The sequence below is a fragment of the Rhodococcus sp. 5A-K4 genome (assembly GCF_046097995.1).
GTDB lineage: Bacteria > Actinomycetota > Actinomycetes > Mycobacteriales > Mycobacteriaceae > Rhodococcus_F > Rhodococcus_F erythropolis.
Genome location: NZ_JBJURM010000002.1, coordinates 66,244 through 80,524 on the forward strand (window position 1 = coordinate 66,244; position 14,281 = coordinate 80,524).

Genomic DNA, 14,281 nt, shown 5'->3' on the forward strand with positions numbered 1-14,281 from the left:
TCGAACAGCCTCAAACAGCACTGACCGGTCTGCTTCGAAGACCTGAGCACCGGGTACACCCGCACGATGGGTGACGGACAGGTTGCTGGTTCGACTACGCAGGCGGGTTCGGGGCTGGTTCTCACGGTGTTGGCGAGCAGCCAGTTCCTGATGACCCTGGACAGCTCGGTCATGAATGTTTCGATGGCGACCGTCGCCGAGGACGTCGGCACGAGTATCACCGGCATTCAAACCGCGATCACGCTGTACACCCTGGTCATGGCGACTCTGATGATCACGGGTAGCAAAGTCGGTTCGATGATGGGCCGTCGCCGAGCCTTCGCACTCGGCTTGGTCATCTACGGCGCTGGTTCGCTGACGACTGCGCTCGCTCCGAATCTCGTGGTCCTGTTGATCGGGTGGTCGTTCCTCGAAGGCGTCGGCGCGGCGCTCATCATGCCCGCGATCGTTGCGCTCGTCGCCACCAACTTCCCGGCGGAGAAGCGTCCGGCGGCCTACGGCCTTGTCGCTGCAGCAGGCGCGATAGCCGTGGCAGTGGGGCCGCTGATCGGCGGCGCGGCGACGACATTTGCGTCGTGGCGTTACGTGTTCGTCGGCGAAGTCGTGATCGTCGTCCTGATCTTGCTGGTGCTCAGAAAGGTGGTCGACGTTCCGCCGTCGAAGTCGCGCCTCGATTACTTCGGGTCGATCTTGTCGGTGGTGGGACTGGGAATGATCGTCTTCGGTGTTCTGCGTTCGAGCGAGTGGGGGTGGGTACAGGCCAAACCCGGCGGGCCGCAGCTGGTGGGGTTGTCTCCGGTGGTCTGGCTGCTGATCGTCGGGCTCCTTGTCGTTTACGGATTCCTGCGATGGGAAGGTCGACTGGCCGCTGCGGGGAAGGAGCCGTTGCTTGATCCGGCGATGCTGCGAAACCGCGAACTCAGTGGCGGGCTGTCGATGTTCTTCGCGCAGTTTCTGGTGCAGGCGGGCGTGTTCTTCGCGGTTCCTTTGTTCTTGTCCGTAGTTCTGGAGCTCAGCGCTCTCGAGACCGGAATTCGCATCCTGCCGTTGTCGGCGGCGCTCGTCGTGGCGGCGATCGGTATTCCGAAGCTACGGCCTACCGCGAACCCGCGACGCGTGGTCCGAGTCGGATTGTTGGTCATGGTCGTCGGCATTCTGATGCTCGTGGCAGGCATGGACCCCGGCGCCAATGCGGCGATCGTGATGATTCCCATGCTGTTCATGGGTTTCGGCTTGGGGTGCCTGTCTTCGCAGCTCGGAGCCGTCACGGTGTCCTCGGTCCCGGACGAACGCAGCACCGAGGTCGGCGGGTTGCAGAACACCGCCACCAACCTCGGCGCATCCTTGGGAACTGCCCTGATCGGATCGGTTCTCATTGCCACTCTCACGACGTCGGCGATCGCCGGAATCGAAGACAATCCGGCGGTTCCGACATCGGTGCAGCAGCAAGCGAGCACCGACATGGCCTCGGGTGTGCCGTTCCTGTCGACGACGCAACTCCGATCCGCTCTCAGTGACGCCGGTGTCGCCGAGTCCACGGCGGATGCGATCGTGGACGTGAACGAAGAAGCCAGGCTGGACGCGTTGCGTGTCGCATTTGCCGTGGCAGCGCTGCTCGCAATCGCCGCGTTGTTCCCGACCGCTCGAATCCCCCGCGTCGCGGTCGGCGACAAACGTGGTTCGAGCTAAGAATCAGCAATCGAAGATCGACCTGGAAGATCGACGGAACGACCTCTGGATATAGTGATCTGCGCACAATCGATTCGTCAGATGGCTACCGTTGTGAAGGAAACAAGCAGCGAGTCTGAAACACTGACGTTTCACCGGATAGGGGTTCGGTGGGGAGCCAGGGGAGGTTCGGATGGCCAGGCGAGCGGATTCGACGCCCGCTGATGGCGCCTGCGCTGGTGTCGGGATGCATCACTGATGAACCGTCTGAGTCGATTGGGTAGGAAAGATCCTGCTTCGGAGGCCGACTGCAACAGCCTGTTTCGCCGTCAGATCGACGAGGCTGCGGCCGTCGCGCCGTTCGCCAATCTTGCGTACATGGCGAGTTTGGTCGTGATTCTGACCTACACCGTCCCGCCCGGACGTCAGACGCTCAGGTGGTTGGGTGGCGCCCTCATCTTTCTTGTCCTCGCCAATTCGATTCGAGTGTGGATACCGCTGCGCTGGCGACAATCGAAGCACACACCGCGCTACGACTACGTGGGTCTGCTCGTCGAAGTGATCGTCGTCGCGACCCTCGATGTTGCACTTTTTGCCCTGCTCTTTCACGACATGGACGTCTTCCGCGACTTGGTTCTGATCGCGACGATGGCAGGAATCATGGGCGCCGGGACCGTGACGTTCTCGAGTCTGAGATCGGTGAGCCTGACCTGGATCTACATTCACGGCCTCGGCGTCTTCACTGTTCTCATCGTCCACGCCGAACCCCACTTTCGCGTACTTGCGATTCAGTTGTGCATCTACATGTTTGCGCTCACCGTAGGGGCGGTCTATCTGTCGGCCTCGTTCCAGAGACGTTGTCTCGCAGAGTTTCAGGCGGAATCCGAGCGTCAGACGGTGGCGTTGTTGCTCGACGGTTTCGAAGGCGGTTCCCGCGACTGGCTGTGGGAGTGCGACACCAACGGCCGGTTCTCCCACACCTCGGCACGTCTCGCCGAGGTCGCAGGTATGACGGTGGACGAGTTGCAGCAACTCACCTTCGGGCAACTCCTCACCAGACTCCAGATCGCGTCGAGTCCGGAGGGACGTGCGGCCGCGGCCCAGATGATCGACAAACTCGAATCGAGTGCCCCCTTCCGCGACACCGTCGTTCCGGTGCATGTCGACGGTAGGCGGCGCTGGTGGTCTCTTTCCGGTAATCCGCGGGTTCTCGAATCCGGCGTGATTCTGGGTTGGCGCGGTGTCGGTTCCGACATCACGGAGAGATATGTCCACGAGCAAGAGATCCTTCGGCTTGCGGCCACCGACTCGTTGACCGGGTTGCCGAACCGTCGTGCGTTCGGTGTGGCGCTCGAGGAAGCGATCAATTCTCGGGCGCCGGACAAGCAGGTTCTCGTCGGGATTCTCGACCTCGACAATTTCAAATCGGTCAACGACACCCTTGGACATCCGATCGGGGACCAATTACTTCTCGAAGTCACGAAACGCCTGCGCAAGGTCGTAGGTTCGGACATGTGCTCGCGGATGGGCGGCGACGAATTCGGGCTGATCGTCTGCACGTCGTCGCGCGACGATCCCGGGGTTATCTTCGACCGGTACCTGGAAGTGCTGCACGAACCATTCTTCGTCGAAGGCAATCGAATAGAAGTGCGGGCCACGATCGGTTACTCCAGCGCGCCCGAGGATTCAACAGACGCAGACGGATTGGTGATGCTGGCGGATCTGGCTCTGTACGAAGCGAAGTCGACGGGGCGCAATCGAGTAGGCAAGTTCTCGCCGCTGCTGCGGGCGAGGGCATCGGCGCGGGCGACTGCGCTCCACGAGCTGGACAGAGGGATCGAGGAAGGGCAGTTCGATCTCCACTATCAGCCTCAAGTCGATACTCAGACCGGTGAAGTGGTGGCCTTCGAGGCGCTTCTACGGTGGAACCATCCCAGTCGCGGCCTCATCGGGCCCAGCCAGTTCATCTCGGTGGCGGAGGAAACCGGAATGATCATTCCCCTCGGCGCGCAGGCAATGGCGATGGCGACTGCGGCTGCTGCGGGGTGGCCGATCGGAATCGGCGTCTCGGTCAACGTTTCACCAGTGCAGTTGGTGTCGCGAGAGTTCGGTGCGATGGTGAAGAAAGCTCTGACGGATTCGGGCTTGGCACCGCATCTGCTGCAGCTCGAAATCACCGAGACAGGTGTTGTCGACGATCGCGCGATCCGGGATCTCTACAAGCTGCGTGAGCTCGGGGTTACCGTCGCACTCGACGATTTCGGGACCGGCTATTCGTCCTTCGCCACGCTCCAGAGACTTCCAATCGACGTTCTCAAGATCGATCGCATGCTGGTCACCGACTCGGACGATCCGAAGATGTCCGTGGTGAAGTCCATCGTCGAATTGGCCGCGGCCCTCGGTATGAAATCGTTGGCCGAGGGCGTCGAGACCATCGAGCAGTTCCGCCGCGTTCAGTGGGTCGGGTGTGACCTGGTCCAGGGCTATCACATCAGCAAGGCTCTGACCGCTGAGCGCGTCGATGTGTATCTTGCCGCCACGGACACGGAAACCGGGCGCAGCGTCCACCCACTTACGTGGCTGTGAATCAGATCTGAGCCGAGCGGATCGTATTACCGCCTGCCGCTTTCGCTTGATACATCATCGAATCCGCGACATTTGTCGCCGCCAGGATTGCGGAAGCACCGCCGCTCCACGCCTTCGATTCTGCGGTCATCATCACAGCTCCGACGCTCACCGTTGTGGGGATCGCGTCGGAACAATCGGACAGCGCCGCGTTTATCCCTTCGATCAACAGGGTTGTCGATTCGGGATCACCGGCAATGACAGCCAGATATTCTTCTCCGCCCGTACGAGCGATGACTCCGTGTTCGCCGAGATGTGTGCTCAATCGGTTCGCGGTTCTTCTGATGACATGATCGCCTTCGGCATGACCGTGAAGATCATTGACCGTCTTGAATTTGTCGATATCTACGACGACAAAAGCGAGAGACGAAGAATCGTCTCGGGTGCTCTCGAAGAGATCGCCGACTGCCCCCTCGAGTCCCCGACGGTTGAACAGGCCGGTGAGGGGATCCCGGTCCGAATACTGGGCATCGCGGTAGAGCGTGCGCCAGGTCAGGTGCGCAAAAATGGGAACGAGTGTGACAGCTCCGAAAAGAACGGTGCCGCGGGCCAGAAGCGTCGTGATATCGACGTCGCCTTCTAGATAGGCAAGAACAAAAACGGTAGTCGTGATGGTCGTCGACCAAACGACATGAGCGACAAGCCACTTTGCGCTGACAAAGAGCGTCGCAAAGGTTCCGGTGACCGCGAAGACGATGCAACCGAAGGTCCCGGACGAGCGATCCGGCACCAGAAGGACTGCGGCCGCGATCCCGAGATCTGCGAATATCCCGAATGCAAGCAACCCCCGGCGTCCGGGAAATGGTTGTGTGAACCAGCATGCGGCGATTCCCACACACGTGCAGATCATGAAAATCGAAAGTGCTTTGCCGGGTGTGGTCGGCGGCGTATCCGGGCCGATCAATTTGTAGAACGCGGAGAGTCCGAAGATGATCGTCATCATTCCGAGCAAGGTTCGGAAGATCGGAATGATTGCTCGGCCGGATCTCTGGTGCTTTATCCACTCGTAGTCGTGTGGTTCGTTGAACCATTCGTGAAGTGTTTGCCAAGAACTGTGCCCTTCGGAGGCGATGACAGTGCTCGGCATACTGTCCATTTTGCCTTGAATTTAGGTAAAGAGAAAATCTGTGTTCGACCGGTTCCGCCGGTTCGATTTTTTTCGGGGAAGAGGTTCTCTTATCGAGTCGAGCGCTTACTCGATGCTTGTTTCAAGCCTTCTTCGAACTGCTGTGTGCGTTGTTCGAGGCCGTCGCGAACGATCCGACTTTTCGCGTACGAGACTTTCTCACGCCGTAAGCGACGAGGATGACTCCCAGCGCGACCAGGCTTTGGACGAATTCCGCGCGCGTGGGTTCGTTGAGACCCATTCCCACCAGGATCACGAGAATCAGGCCGGTGACCACTATCGGTAGGCCGGGATACAACCAGACACGGAATTTCAGTATCTCGGGACTTTCGCGTTCCCATCGGCGTCGGAGGCGTAGTTCGGATACACAGATCAGGATGTAAACGAACAAACAGATTGCGCCGGACGAATTCACGAGGAACAGGAAGATCGTGTCTGGCCAGATGTAACCGGCCGCGATACAGAAATACCCGGCCACGGTGCAGGCGAGTACGCCCTTCACGGGCACGCCGCGACTGTTGGTCCGCGTCATCCATGCCGGCGCGTCGTTGTAGACGGAGAGCGCGAAGAGCATCCGTGACGCCGTGTACAGGCCGGAGTTGAGGCAGGACAGCACCGCGACCAGAACCACGAGATTGAGAATGTCGGCGGCGCCGGGAATTCCGAGCAGGTCGAGTGCGGAGATGAACGGAGAATCGCCGACGACGAACGAATCCCACGGCAGCATCGTCACGAGGAGGAAGGTGGCGACAACGAAGAAGGCGAGAATGCGGAAGACGACAGTGTTCGTGGCTCGTCTGATCGCTCCGGCCGGTTCGGCGGATTCCGCTGCGGCGATTGTGACCAGCTCGGCTCCGGTCATGGAGAAGATCACGGCGACAACGCCCACCAGCACGGGGGTGAAGCCGTTCGGCAGAAATCCTCCGTGGCCGGTCAGATTACTGAAATCGACTTCACTGCCGGGCCAGATGCCGAAGACGAACAGACTGCCGAGCACGATGAAGCCGATGATGACGGCGACCTTGATACCTGCAAACCAGTATTCGGCCTCGCCGAAGTTGCTGACGGAGAGAAGGTTGACCCCGGTCATCACCAACAGGAGTACTGCTGACATGAGCCAGAGCGGTACACCATGGATCCACCGGGAGAGCAGGGTAGCTCCGACGACGGATTCGATGCCGACGACGATCACCCAGAAATACCAGTAGAGCCAGCCCGTGGTGAAACCCGCCCAGTCGCCCAACGCCATTCGCGCGTACTCGGTGAATGATCCCGTACACGGCTTGGCGACGGCCATTTCACCGAGCATGCGCATCACCAGGAACACGATGATGCCGCAGATCGCGCAAGTGATGACTGCGCCGGGGCCGGCCTGGTTGATGATTCCGCTCAGCCCGACGAAGAAACCGGCGCCGATGACACCACCCATGGAAAGCATGGTCAGGTGGCGCTTCTTCAAGCCTGTCTTGAGCGTCGAATGAACGCTGGCGGCTTCGGCTGTTTCGGTGCTGCTGTCGGGCATCTGGGCTCAGCTCCTATTGCATGACGCGATCAGTTCTTTCGGAGAGACGCTAAGCTCGTCGTGTGATCCAGAACATGGACCTGATGTACAAATTGGAACTGAAGTCTGTCAGTTCTGTCCACTGCCTTCGGAGGTTCCGGTAATGCCGATGACTGTCCGGCGCTTGGCGGCTACCAGCTCTCTCGGTCTCTCGGTTGTTGCAGGTCATGGCCACGTCGATCTGCCGATCAGTTGGGCGCACGCAATCGAGTTGCAGGATCCGAGTCGATGGCTCGCCGGTGGAGAGCTTGTCATGACGACGGGGCTGCACCTTTCGCGATCGGCGACAAAGCAGTACGAGTACGTCGAGCGCATTGCGCGGACCGGCGCCGTGGCACTGGCATTCGACACCGGCACCGTGCACGAGAAGGTGCCGAACGCGATCATCAGGGCCGGCGACGAACTGGGTTTTGCCGTGCTTTCCGTCGCCAAGGAGACGCCGTTCATCGCCATCTCGCGGGCCGTGATCGACGAGCTGACCGCCGACCAGATACGAACGGTGCAGGCGGTGGTCGATGCCCAGGAGAAGTTGGCGCGTGCCCTGCTCGACGGAGTGCCGGCCCTGATCGCTGCACTGGGTCGAGCGGTTCACGCAGCAGTGTGCGTTCTCGATCGGGACGGAGCGGTGCTCGCTCTGACGGAAAGTGCGAGTTCGTCTCTGCCCGAACGCATCAGGGAGCGATCAGGCAAGGAGCGCAGCCGGGTCGTGGTGGACGACGACGGCCATCTGGCCATTCACAAGCTTGCCGTGAGCGGCACGCTGGCGGTGGCGTCCGATGCCGCCTTGGATCAGTCCGAACGACTGCTGGTCGGCCACGCGGTGTCGCTGTTGACCATCGAGCTCGCCAAGCCGTTGCGGGTTGTCGATGCCGAACAACGGCTGAGGTTGGCGGTCGCGACGATGGTGCGCCAGGCTGGCGGCGAAGTAGACGAAAGTCTGTTGCGGTACTTCGGATTCGAATCCGGATCCCCGGTGGTTGCAACTGCCTTGACCGATGTCGGGCCTTTGCTGGCGGCAACCGATATCACTTCAGCGGCCCTCGAAGAAGTGGCGGTGCCGTACCTGTTGGCTCCACTGAATGACGGCACCGGCGTGTGGTTCGTCGTGAAAAGTGAAGTTGCGGAGAAGGTCACGCGCAGTGTGTATGCGAGAGTGCGGGAGAATTCACGCCGGAGTATCAACGGCGGAATCGGTAGCGTCCGGCCGATGAGCGGTGTAGCAGCGAGTCTGCGCGAGGCCGTCTCTGCTGCCAAAGTGGGGCAGGTCGATGGACACACGCTCGTTCCGTTCTCGGAACTCGGGACTTTCAGTCTCTTGTTGAGTGTGCAGTCGAACGATGTTCTGCAGTCGATCGCGGCCGGCGGCCTCGGTGTGCTGGAAGGCTACGATGCTGAGAACGGTTCCCGTCTGGTGGACTCGATCGAAGCGTTCCTGCACCACAATGGTCAATGGGAGTCCGCTGCAACGCAGTTGGGTGTTCACCGGCACACGCTGCGTAACCGCATGGACAAGGCTGCCGAGTTGATCGGCCGAGATCTCGATTCCGCCCACACTCGGTCCGAGTTGTGGATCGCACTCAAAGCTCGTGAACTGCTGCAGGCGGAATCGAATTCAGATCACGCTCGGCCGCCCCTGAGATAGACGGTGGTGGTGTGAGTGAAGAACTCTCGCGCCGCGTCGCCTTGTTCCTTGGGCCCGTATCCACTCTTCTTCGCACCGCCGAAAGGTACGTGAGGATCAGCGCCTGCCGATTCCGAGTTGACGTGCAGGATCCCTACGTCCAGATCATCGATACCGGCAAGTGCGCTGGTCAGATCCTGAGTGAACAACGCTGCGGACAAACCGAATTCGCCCTCGTTCGCCAAGCGGAATGCGTCTGCAGTTGTTGCTGCCCGCTGCACCGCAAGCACCGGGCCGAAAAGTTCCTCGAACCATAGTTCGGTGCTCGCCGACAGTTCCAGCACCGTCGGCCGGACGTAGTGGCCCGATTCAGGCGCTTCGGCGCTGGCCACAACTCTGGCGCCGCCGCCGACGGCTCGATCGATTCCCTCGATGATCGTTTGCTGCGCGTATGCGCTGACCACGGGACCTGTAGTGACGTCGGGATCGAGTGGATCTCCGACTCTCAGTTCTTCGACCTCGACGGTCAGTCTCGCCAAGAATTCCTCGGCGATGGATTCATGGAGCACCAGACGCGAAGTGGCCGTGCATTTCTGGCCGGTTGACCGGAATGCTCCCAACATGACCTGCTCGACTGCAAGCTCGAGATCTGCGTCGGCAAGTACGATGGCTGCGTTCTTTCCACCCATTTCCGCCTGGGCCGGAACTCCGCGCGCTGCAGCAGATCCCGCGATTCTTCGGCCGACGCCGGTGGAACCGGTAAAGGTGACGGCGTCGAGGTCCGGGTGGTCGACCAGCGCTTCACCTGCTGCGCTGTCGGCAAGGATCATGTTCAGGACGCCGTCGGGTAGGCCCGCTTCGGTCAATGCCTGCGCGAGACGGAAGGCCAGAAGGGGCACCGCGGCAGCCGGTTTCCAGACAACAGTGTTTCCGTACACCAAGGCGGGCGCAATCTTCCACGCCGGGATCGCGATCGGGAAGTTGAACGGCGTGACGACGCCTACCACGCCGAGAGGTTTGCGAGTGACAAGAATCTGCTCGCCGCTACGTGGGGAGGAATACACCGTCCCGGACTCGCGGTCTGCGGCGTTGCCGTAGTAACGCAGAATCTGCGCAGCCCGGCGCACTTCTCCGATACCCTCGGCCAGCGTTTTCCCCTCTTCGCGGGTGAGTTCTTCGCCCCAGGCATCGGCGTTGGTTTCGATGATTTCCGCTGCGCGAGTGAGGTATGCGCCGCGTTCGGACATCGGTAGGCGCGCCCAGTCGTTCGCGGCGATGCGGGCGACGCGAACACCGGTCGCCATTTCAGATGCGCCGGCGCGGCCTCCGGTGGCGACAACTTCGTCCGGGCGAGCCGGGTTGGTGTCCGTCAGTGTGCCTTCGCTACCCGTGACCCAAGCTCCGCCGATCAAGCTGTGAACAACGACGCTCATCGGACTGCTGTCACAGCGTCGCGAAGGATGCCCAGTCCTTCGGCCAGCAATTCGTCGGAGATGCTCAGCGGCGGGAGGAATCGAACGACGTTTCCGTAGGTGCCGGCAGCGAGGAGAAGTAGGCCGTGCGCGTGGGCGTAGCTGACGATCTGGGCGACGGCCTCGCGATTGGGAGCCTTGTCTTCGTCGTGGATCAGCTCGATTGCAATCATGGCGCCGCGTCCACGAATGTCGCCGATTATATTTGTGTCCGAAGCGATTTCGGACAGCCCTGTGGTCAGGATTTCGCCGATGTCCTTTGCTCGGTCGAGGAGGCCTTCCACCTCGATCGTCTCGAAAACTGCCAGGGCGGCCTCGCAGGCCACGGGATTGCCGCTGTACGTACCGCCGATACCACCGGGATGCGCGGCGTCCATGACGTCGGCACGGCCGGTCACGGCGGCGAGTGGCATTCCGCCGGCGAGACCTTTTGCAGTTGTGATGATGTCGGGGACGAAGTCCTCACTCTCGCTGGCGAACCAGGCTCCAGTTCGTGCGATACCGGTCTGGACCTCGTCCGCGACGACGAGAATGCCGCGCTCACGGCAGAATTCGGCGATGCGCTTCAGGAATCCCGGAGCGGGAACGATGAAACCTCCCTCACCCTGAATCGGTTCCACGACCACAGCGGCTACCGATGCGGCACCGATCTGAGTGTCGATCGCAAGACGGAATTGGGCGAATGCTTCGTCGGCAGCGTTTTCGGGGCCGCTCGGCCAACGGTAGGGGTAGGCCATCGGAACCCGGTAGACCTCTGGTGCGAACGGGCCGAATGTGGCCTTGTACGGCTGGTTCTTGGCCGTCATCGTCATGGTCATCAGCGTGCGACCGTGGAATGCGTGGTCGAAGACGACAACTGCCGGGCGACCGGTGGCGGCACGTGCGTATTTCACGGCGTTCTCGAGCGCCTCGCTGCCGGTGTTGAACAGCGCTGTTCGCTTCTCGTGATCTCCCGGGGTCAGGCGGTTGAGCGCTTCGCAGACCTCGACGTACCCCTCGTAGGGGTTTGCGAGGAAACATGTATGGGTGAACTGACCGAGCTGGCGTGTGGTGCGTTCGACCACGCGCGGCGCACTGTTTCCGACGGTGGTCACGGCGATGCCGCTGCCGAAGTCGATGAACGAGTTGCCGTCGACGTCGACGACAACTCCTCCGCCCGCTGCAGCTACGTAAATGCTGGATCCGCTGGTCAGTCCGGCCGGCAGTGCGGCGCTCCGGCGCTTCGCCAAAGTGCGCGAGTTGGGGCCAGGCACTTCGGTGACGAGGCGTCGTATCTGGGGAAGGGTCGGTCCACCGGTGCACGTTTCCGTGCCGTGCTCGAGAATGGTCATCGCAGTGCCTCCAGTTGTTTTCCGAACTGTAGGACGGCGATTAACAGACCGGACATGGCCGGATTGTCGAGTGGCTTCTACCTCATAGGACGCCGCGTCCAGCTAGTTACTTCGCGAAACTGCTGAGGAACCGCTGCAACAGTGGGTTGTAGATCTCGGGTGCTTCCCAGAACGCTGCGTGCCCGACACCGGGAATCACGTGGTAGGTGCCCTCCCAGAGATTCGCGAAGGCCAACGACGCGACATACGAGGTGTTCACGAACGGGTCCTCGGCGCCGTCGATCACCGCGAGAGGCACAGACGCCGTTGCAACCAGGGCCTTCTGATCCGATTCGCGGCCCGCGCCGAATGCGTCGAACATGATCTTGCGAGCGCGCCCGTCCGTGCGTATCGCGGCGTCGAGGGCTGACTGCTCGAAGGGAACGGCGGTCATCCGTGCGTAGAGTTCGGCTTCCTGCGCGGTGATGACCTCGGTGCCGCCGATGGACAATCCGTCGCCGGCATTGAATGCGTCGCCGAGCGTCTCGGGATTTGCCGGTGGCGTACCGGTGATGACGATTCCGGTGAGCCCGGGGAATTTCGCGATCAACTCGAGAGCGATGTGTCCGCCGAGCGACCACCCGACGACAACCGCTCGTTCGACGCCGAGTTCGGCTAGAACATCGACGATGGCGTCGGCGTAACCGTTCTGCGTGTACGCGGCTTCGGGTTCGCCCGCGTCCTCGGAGTCGCCGTGGCCGAGCAGATCCAGAGTGATCATGCGGTAGTCGCCCGCCCATCCGGCGTCGACCTGATGACGGAAGATGGAGCGGCTGGCCGAGTTTCCGTGGATGAAGACAACCGGGAAACCTTCGGTGGCACTGTCGTCGACTGCCATGACGCCATGCCGGGTTTCGATCTTGGTGGTTGTCATCGGAATCCTCGTCGTTCGAAGTGCACGGTCAGCGGGTATCCACGCTACCGGGCATATGCGGCATAGAGTTCACCCGTGGACTTCGCATTGCGCTCGTGCAGTTGGCACGGTCACGAGACCTACGCTCCGGACGAACCTGAGCTGCGGGATCGACTTCATGTGGAGACAGCGGTAGGACAGGCTTGGCGGTGTCTACGTTGCGGCAACTTCGTCCCGGGAGCACCGCGAGCGTCCGGGCCGGCGGACGCCGCTCCCGAGGTTCCGCGGGGACGGCTGCTTCGCGACCGGTTGATCATGCGACTTCTTGCCACCGAGAGAATGTTCCGCGCTCTGGGGTTGGTTCTTCTGGCGATCGGGGTGTTCAAACTCAGATCGTCGAAGGGGCGCGTCGAGGACGCCTTCGAGAACGAATTGCCGTTGATCAGACCATTGGCCCGCCAGCTGGGTTGGAACATCGACGATTCCAAACTGGTCCATCACATCGAGCAGGCGTTTTCGTTGTCGGCGACGACGCTCACCTGGATCGCGGTCGGTCTGTTGGTCTACGCCGGCCTGCAAGTGATCGAGGCCGTCGGGCTGTGGATGGTCAAACGCTGGGGCGAGTACTTCGCAGTGGTGGCGACCAGCTTGTTCCTGCCCCTCGAAATCTACGAATTGACCGAGAAGATCACGTGGTTGAGGGCCGGGCTGCTGCTGGTGAACGTCGCCGCCGTCGTGTGGCTGATCTGGAGCAAGCGGCTATTCGGTGTCCGCGGCGGCGGCGCGGCGTATCACGCCGAACATTCGGAGGAGAGCCTGCTGACGGTGGAGCGGGCCGCGGTCAAACAGGCTTCGTGAGACCGGCTTTCGACGCGGCAGCACCAGCCAGTGTTGCTGCCCCGATCGTGATCATGGCGGCGAGGAGGATGGCTGCGGGTTCACCGTCGCCCATCACCCCCAATTGAGCGCCCACCGTCACTGCGGCAACCGGTACTCCCAGTTGTGCGGCGGACAGCACGCCGAGAGGGAGCGGAAGACCGAGGACGCGTATCGCGGCGTGAACCACGAGAGTTGCTCCGCCCAAGACCAATCCGAGCCAGATGGCGGACGGATGGGTGACGAGGTCGCGCAGATTGATCGCCGCTCCCAACCAGACGAAGAAGAGGGGCGCGAAGAAGCCGTCGGTGATCGCGAAGAGTTGTTTGGCGAGACGGCGGGGTTCACCGATCGCGGCCAGGACAAGTCCGAAGGCGAAGCCCGCGAGCATGATCGACACGTGAGTGCTGGAGGCCAGCGCTGCCAGAGAAAAGAGGATCACCAGATTGATCCGGAGTTCGAGTGCAAACTTTCGTTTCTCCGAGAATTTGTGGAGCCTTCGCCAATGGCCGGACCGGTGGAAGGCTCGCAGTACGAAGAACAAGGCAACCGCACACGCCGCCACCGCCAATGCGCCGACACCGGCACGAGGGGCATTGTCCGGATCGATCACCAGAGGCAGCGCGACAATGCAGACGGTATCCGCGATCGCGACCTGGGCAGTCATCTGCAGAACCGAGGTTCCACCGAGCCCCAGCGAATCGACGATGGGGAGAATCAACGCCGCGGACGACGACGCGATCAGGACCGCGTACAGCGCGGCGTGACCGGTGCCGAATGCCGTCGCCGCACCGTAGCCGGCAACCACCGACAGGAGTCCGACGACAACCGAGCGAACGGCACCCTTGCCGATTGCCGCACGAACTGCCGGATCGCGGACCGGGACGTGTGAGCCGGCCACCATCATCGTGAGCGCGAACCCGATATCGGCCAGGAACGTGAAAGTCTGGTCCGAAGAGTCGAGCAGCCCGAAACCGGTGACACCGAAGACGACGCCCGCGGCAAGTTCGCCGACCACCACGGGGACATGCCAGCTGACGCGAGCGCCGAGCAGCGGACCGAGGATGCCGGCCAGCGCGACGAGGGCAAGGATGCCGAAGGTCATCGAC

10 protein-coding genes are annotated in these 14,281 nt (G+C 61.6%); 4 read left to right on the forward strand and 6 right to left on the reverse strand.

Annotated features, from left to right (window positions below; all coding sequences use genetic code 11):
* Window positions 1-66: 66 nt before the first annotated feature.
* A complete protein-coding gene (locus ACKAMS_RS02615; RefSeq protein ID WP_020909494.1) occupies window positions 67-1,689 on the forward strand; it encodes an MFS transporter in 1,623 nt (540 codons plus the stop codon).
* A gap of 237 nt (window positions 1,690-1,926) precedes the next feature.
* On the forward strand, window positions 1,927-4,254 hold the full coding sequence (locus ACKAMS_RS02620; RefSeq protein ID WP_020909493.1) for a bifunctional diguanylate cyclase/phosphodiesterase: 2,328 nt from the start codon (window positions 1,927-1,929) through the stop codon (window positions 4,252-4,254).
* Window position 4,255: 1 nt separating this feature from the next.
* Here the strand turns inward: ACKAMS_RS02620 and ACKAMS_RS02625 are convergent, their stop codons facing one another.
* Both ACKAMS_RS02625 and ACKAMS_RS02630 read right to left on the reverse strand, forming a co-directional pair.
* Window positions 4,256-5,380 (reverse strand): GGDEF domain-containing protein, encoded by a 1,125-nt coding sequence (locus ACKAMS_RS02625; RefSeq protein ID WP_408988566.1) that lies wholly within the window; start codon window positions 5,378-5,380, stop codon window positions 4,256-4,258.
* A gap of 121 nt (window positions 5,381-5,501) precedes the next feature.
* A complete protein-coding gene (locus ACKAMS_RS02630; protein WP_020909491.1) occupies window positions 5,502-6,941 on the reverse strand; it encodes an amino acid permease in 1,440 nt (479 codons plus the stop codon).
* Window positions 6,942-7,089: 148 nt separating this feature from the next.
* Between ACKAMS_RS02630 and ACKAMS_RS02635 the strand changes: the two genes are divergently transcribed.
* Entirely contained in the window at window positions 7,090-8,622 is a 1,533-nt protein-coding gene (locus ACKAMS_RS02635) for a PucR family transcriptional regulator (RefSeq protein WP_229756686.1), read from the forward strand.
* Here the strand turns inward: ACKAMS_RS02635 and ACKAMS_RS02640 are convergent.
* The 3 genes from ACKAMS_RS02640 to ACKAMS_RS02650 form a co-directional block, all read right to left on the reverse strand.
* On the reverse strand, window positions 8,598-10,034 hold the full coding sequence (locus ACKAMS_RS02640; protein WP_021331714.1) for an aldehyde dehydrogenase family protein: 1,437 nt from the start codon (window positions 10,032-10,034) through the stop codon (window positions 8,598-8,600). The genes ACKAMS_RS02635 and ACKAMS_RS02640 overlap by 25 nt on opposite strands.
* Complete coding sequence (gabT, locus tag ACKAMS_RS02645; RefSeq protein ID WP_020909488.1) at window positions 10,031-11,404, reverse strand: 4-aminobutyrate--2-oxoglutarate transaminase; 1,374 nt, start codon at window positions 11,402-11,404, stop codon at window positions 10,031-10,033. The genes ACKAMS_RS02640 and gabT overlap by 4 nt, the downstream gene beginning before the upstream one ends.
* Before the next feature lie 106 nt (window positions 11,405-11,510).
* Window positions 11,511-12,317 carry an alpha/beta fold hydrolase gene (locus ACKAMS_RS02650; protein WP_408988567.1) on the reverse strand — a complete coding sequence of 269 codons (807 nt, stop codon included), beginning with the start codon at window positions 12,315-12,317 and terminating at the stop codon, window positions 11,511-11,513.
* A gap of 75 nt (window positions 12,318-12,392) precedes the next feature.
* Between ACKAMS_RS02650 and ACKAMS_RS02655 the strand changes: the two genes are divergently transcribed.
* Window positions 12,393-13,154, forward strand: coding sequence for a DUF2127 domain-containing protein (locus ACKAMS_RS02655; RefSeq protein WP_020971129.1), 762 nt, complete (start codon window positions 12,393-12,395; stop codon window positions 13,152-13,154).
* Here ACKAMS_RS02655 and ACKAMS_RS02660 read toward each other — a convergent pair.
* Window positions 13,138-14,277 carry a cation:proton antiporter gene (locus ACKAMS_RS02660; protein WP_408988568.1) on the reverse strand — a complete coding sequence of 380 codons (1,140 nt, stop codon included), beginning with the start codon at window positions 14,275-14,277 and terminating at the stop codon, window positions 13,138-13,140. The two genes, ACKAMS_RS02655 and ACKAMS_RS02660, sit on opposite strands and share 17 nt — an antisense overlap.
* Between the last annotated feature and the right edge of the window lie 4 nt (window positions 14,278-14,281).

What these genes read in the sequence shown, in the direction of transcription:
- ACKAMS_RS02615 (WP_020909494.1), top strand. Translation starts at nt 67, where the DNA reads ATGGGTGACGGACAGGTTGCTGGTTCGACTACGCAGGCGGGTTCGGGG.
- ACKAMS_RS02620 (WP_020909493.1), top strand. Translation starts at nt 1,927, where the DNA reads ATGAACCGTCTGAGTCGATTGGGTAGGAAAGATCCTGCTTCGGAGGCC.
- ACKAMS_RS02625 (WP_408988566.1), bottom strand. Translation starts at nt 5,380, where the DNA reads ATGCCGAGCACTGTCATCGCCTCCGAAGGGCACAGTTCTTGGCAAACA.
- ACKAMS_RS02630 (WP_020909491.1), bottom strand. Translation starts at nt 6,941, where the DNA reads ATGCCCGACAGCAGCACCGAAACAGCCGAAGCCGCCAGCGTTCATTCG.
- ACKAMS_RS02635 (WP_229756686.1), top strand. Translation starts at nt 7,090, where the DNA reads ATGACTGTCCGGCGCTTGGCGGCTACCAGCTCTCTCGGTCTCTCGGTT.
- ACKAMS_RS02640 (WP_021331714.1), bottom strand. Translation starts at nt 10,034, where the DNA reads ATGAGCGTCGTTGTTCACAGCTTGATCGGCGGAGCTTGGGTCACGGGT.
- gabT (WP_020909488.1), bottom strand. Translation starts at nt 11,404, where the DNA reads ATGACCATTCTCGAGCACGGCACGGAAACGTGCACCGGTGGACCGACC.
- ACKAMS_RS02650 (WP_408988567.1), bottom strand. Translation starts at nt 12,317, where the DNA reads ATGACAACCACCAAGATCGAAACCCGGCATGGCGTCATGGCAGTCGAC.
- ACKAMS_RS02660 (WP_408988568.1), bottom strand. Translation starts at nt 14,277, where the DNA reads ATGACCTTCGGCATCCTTGCCCTCGTCGCGCTGGCCGGCATCCTCGGT.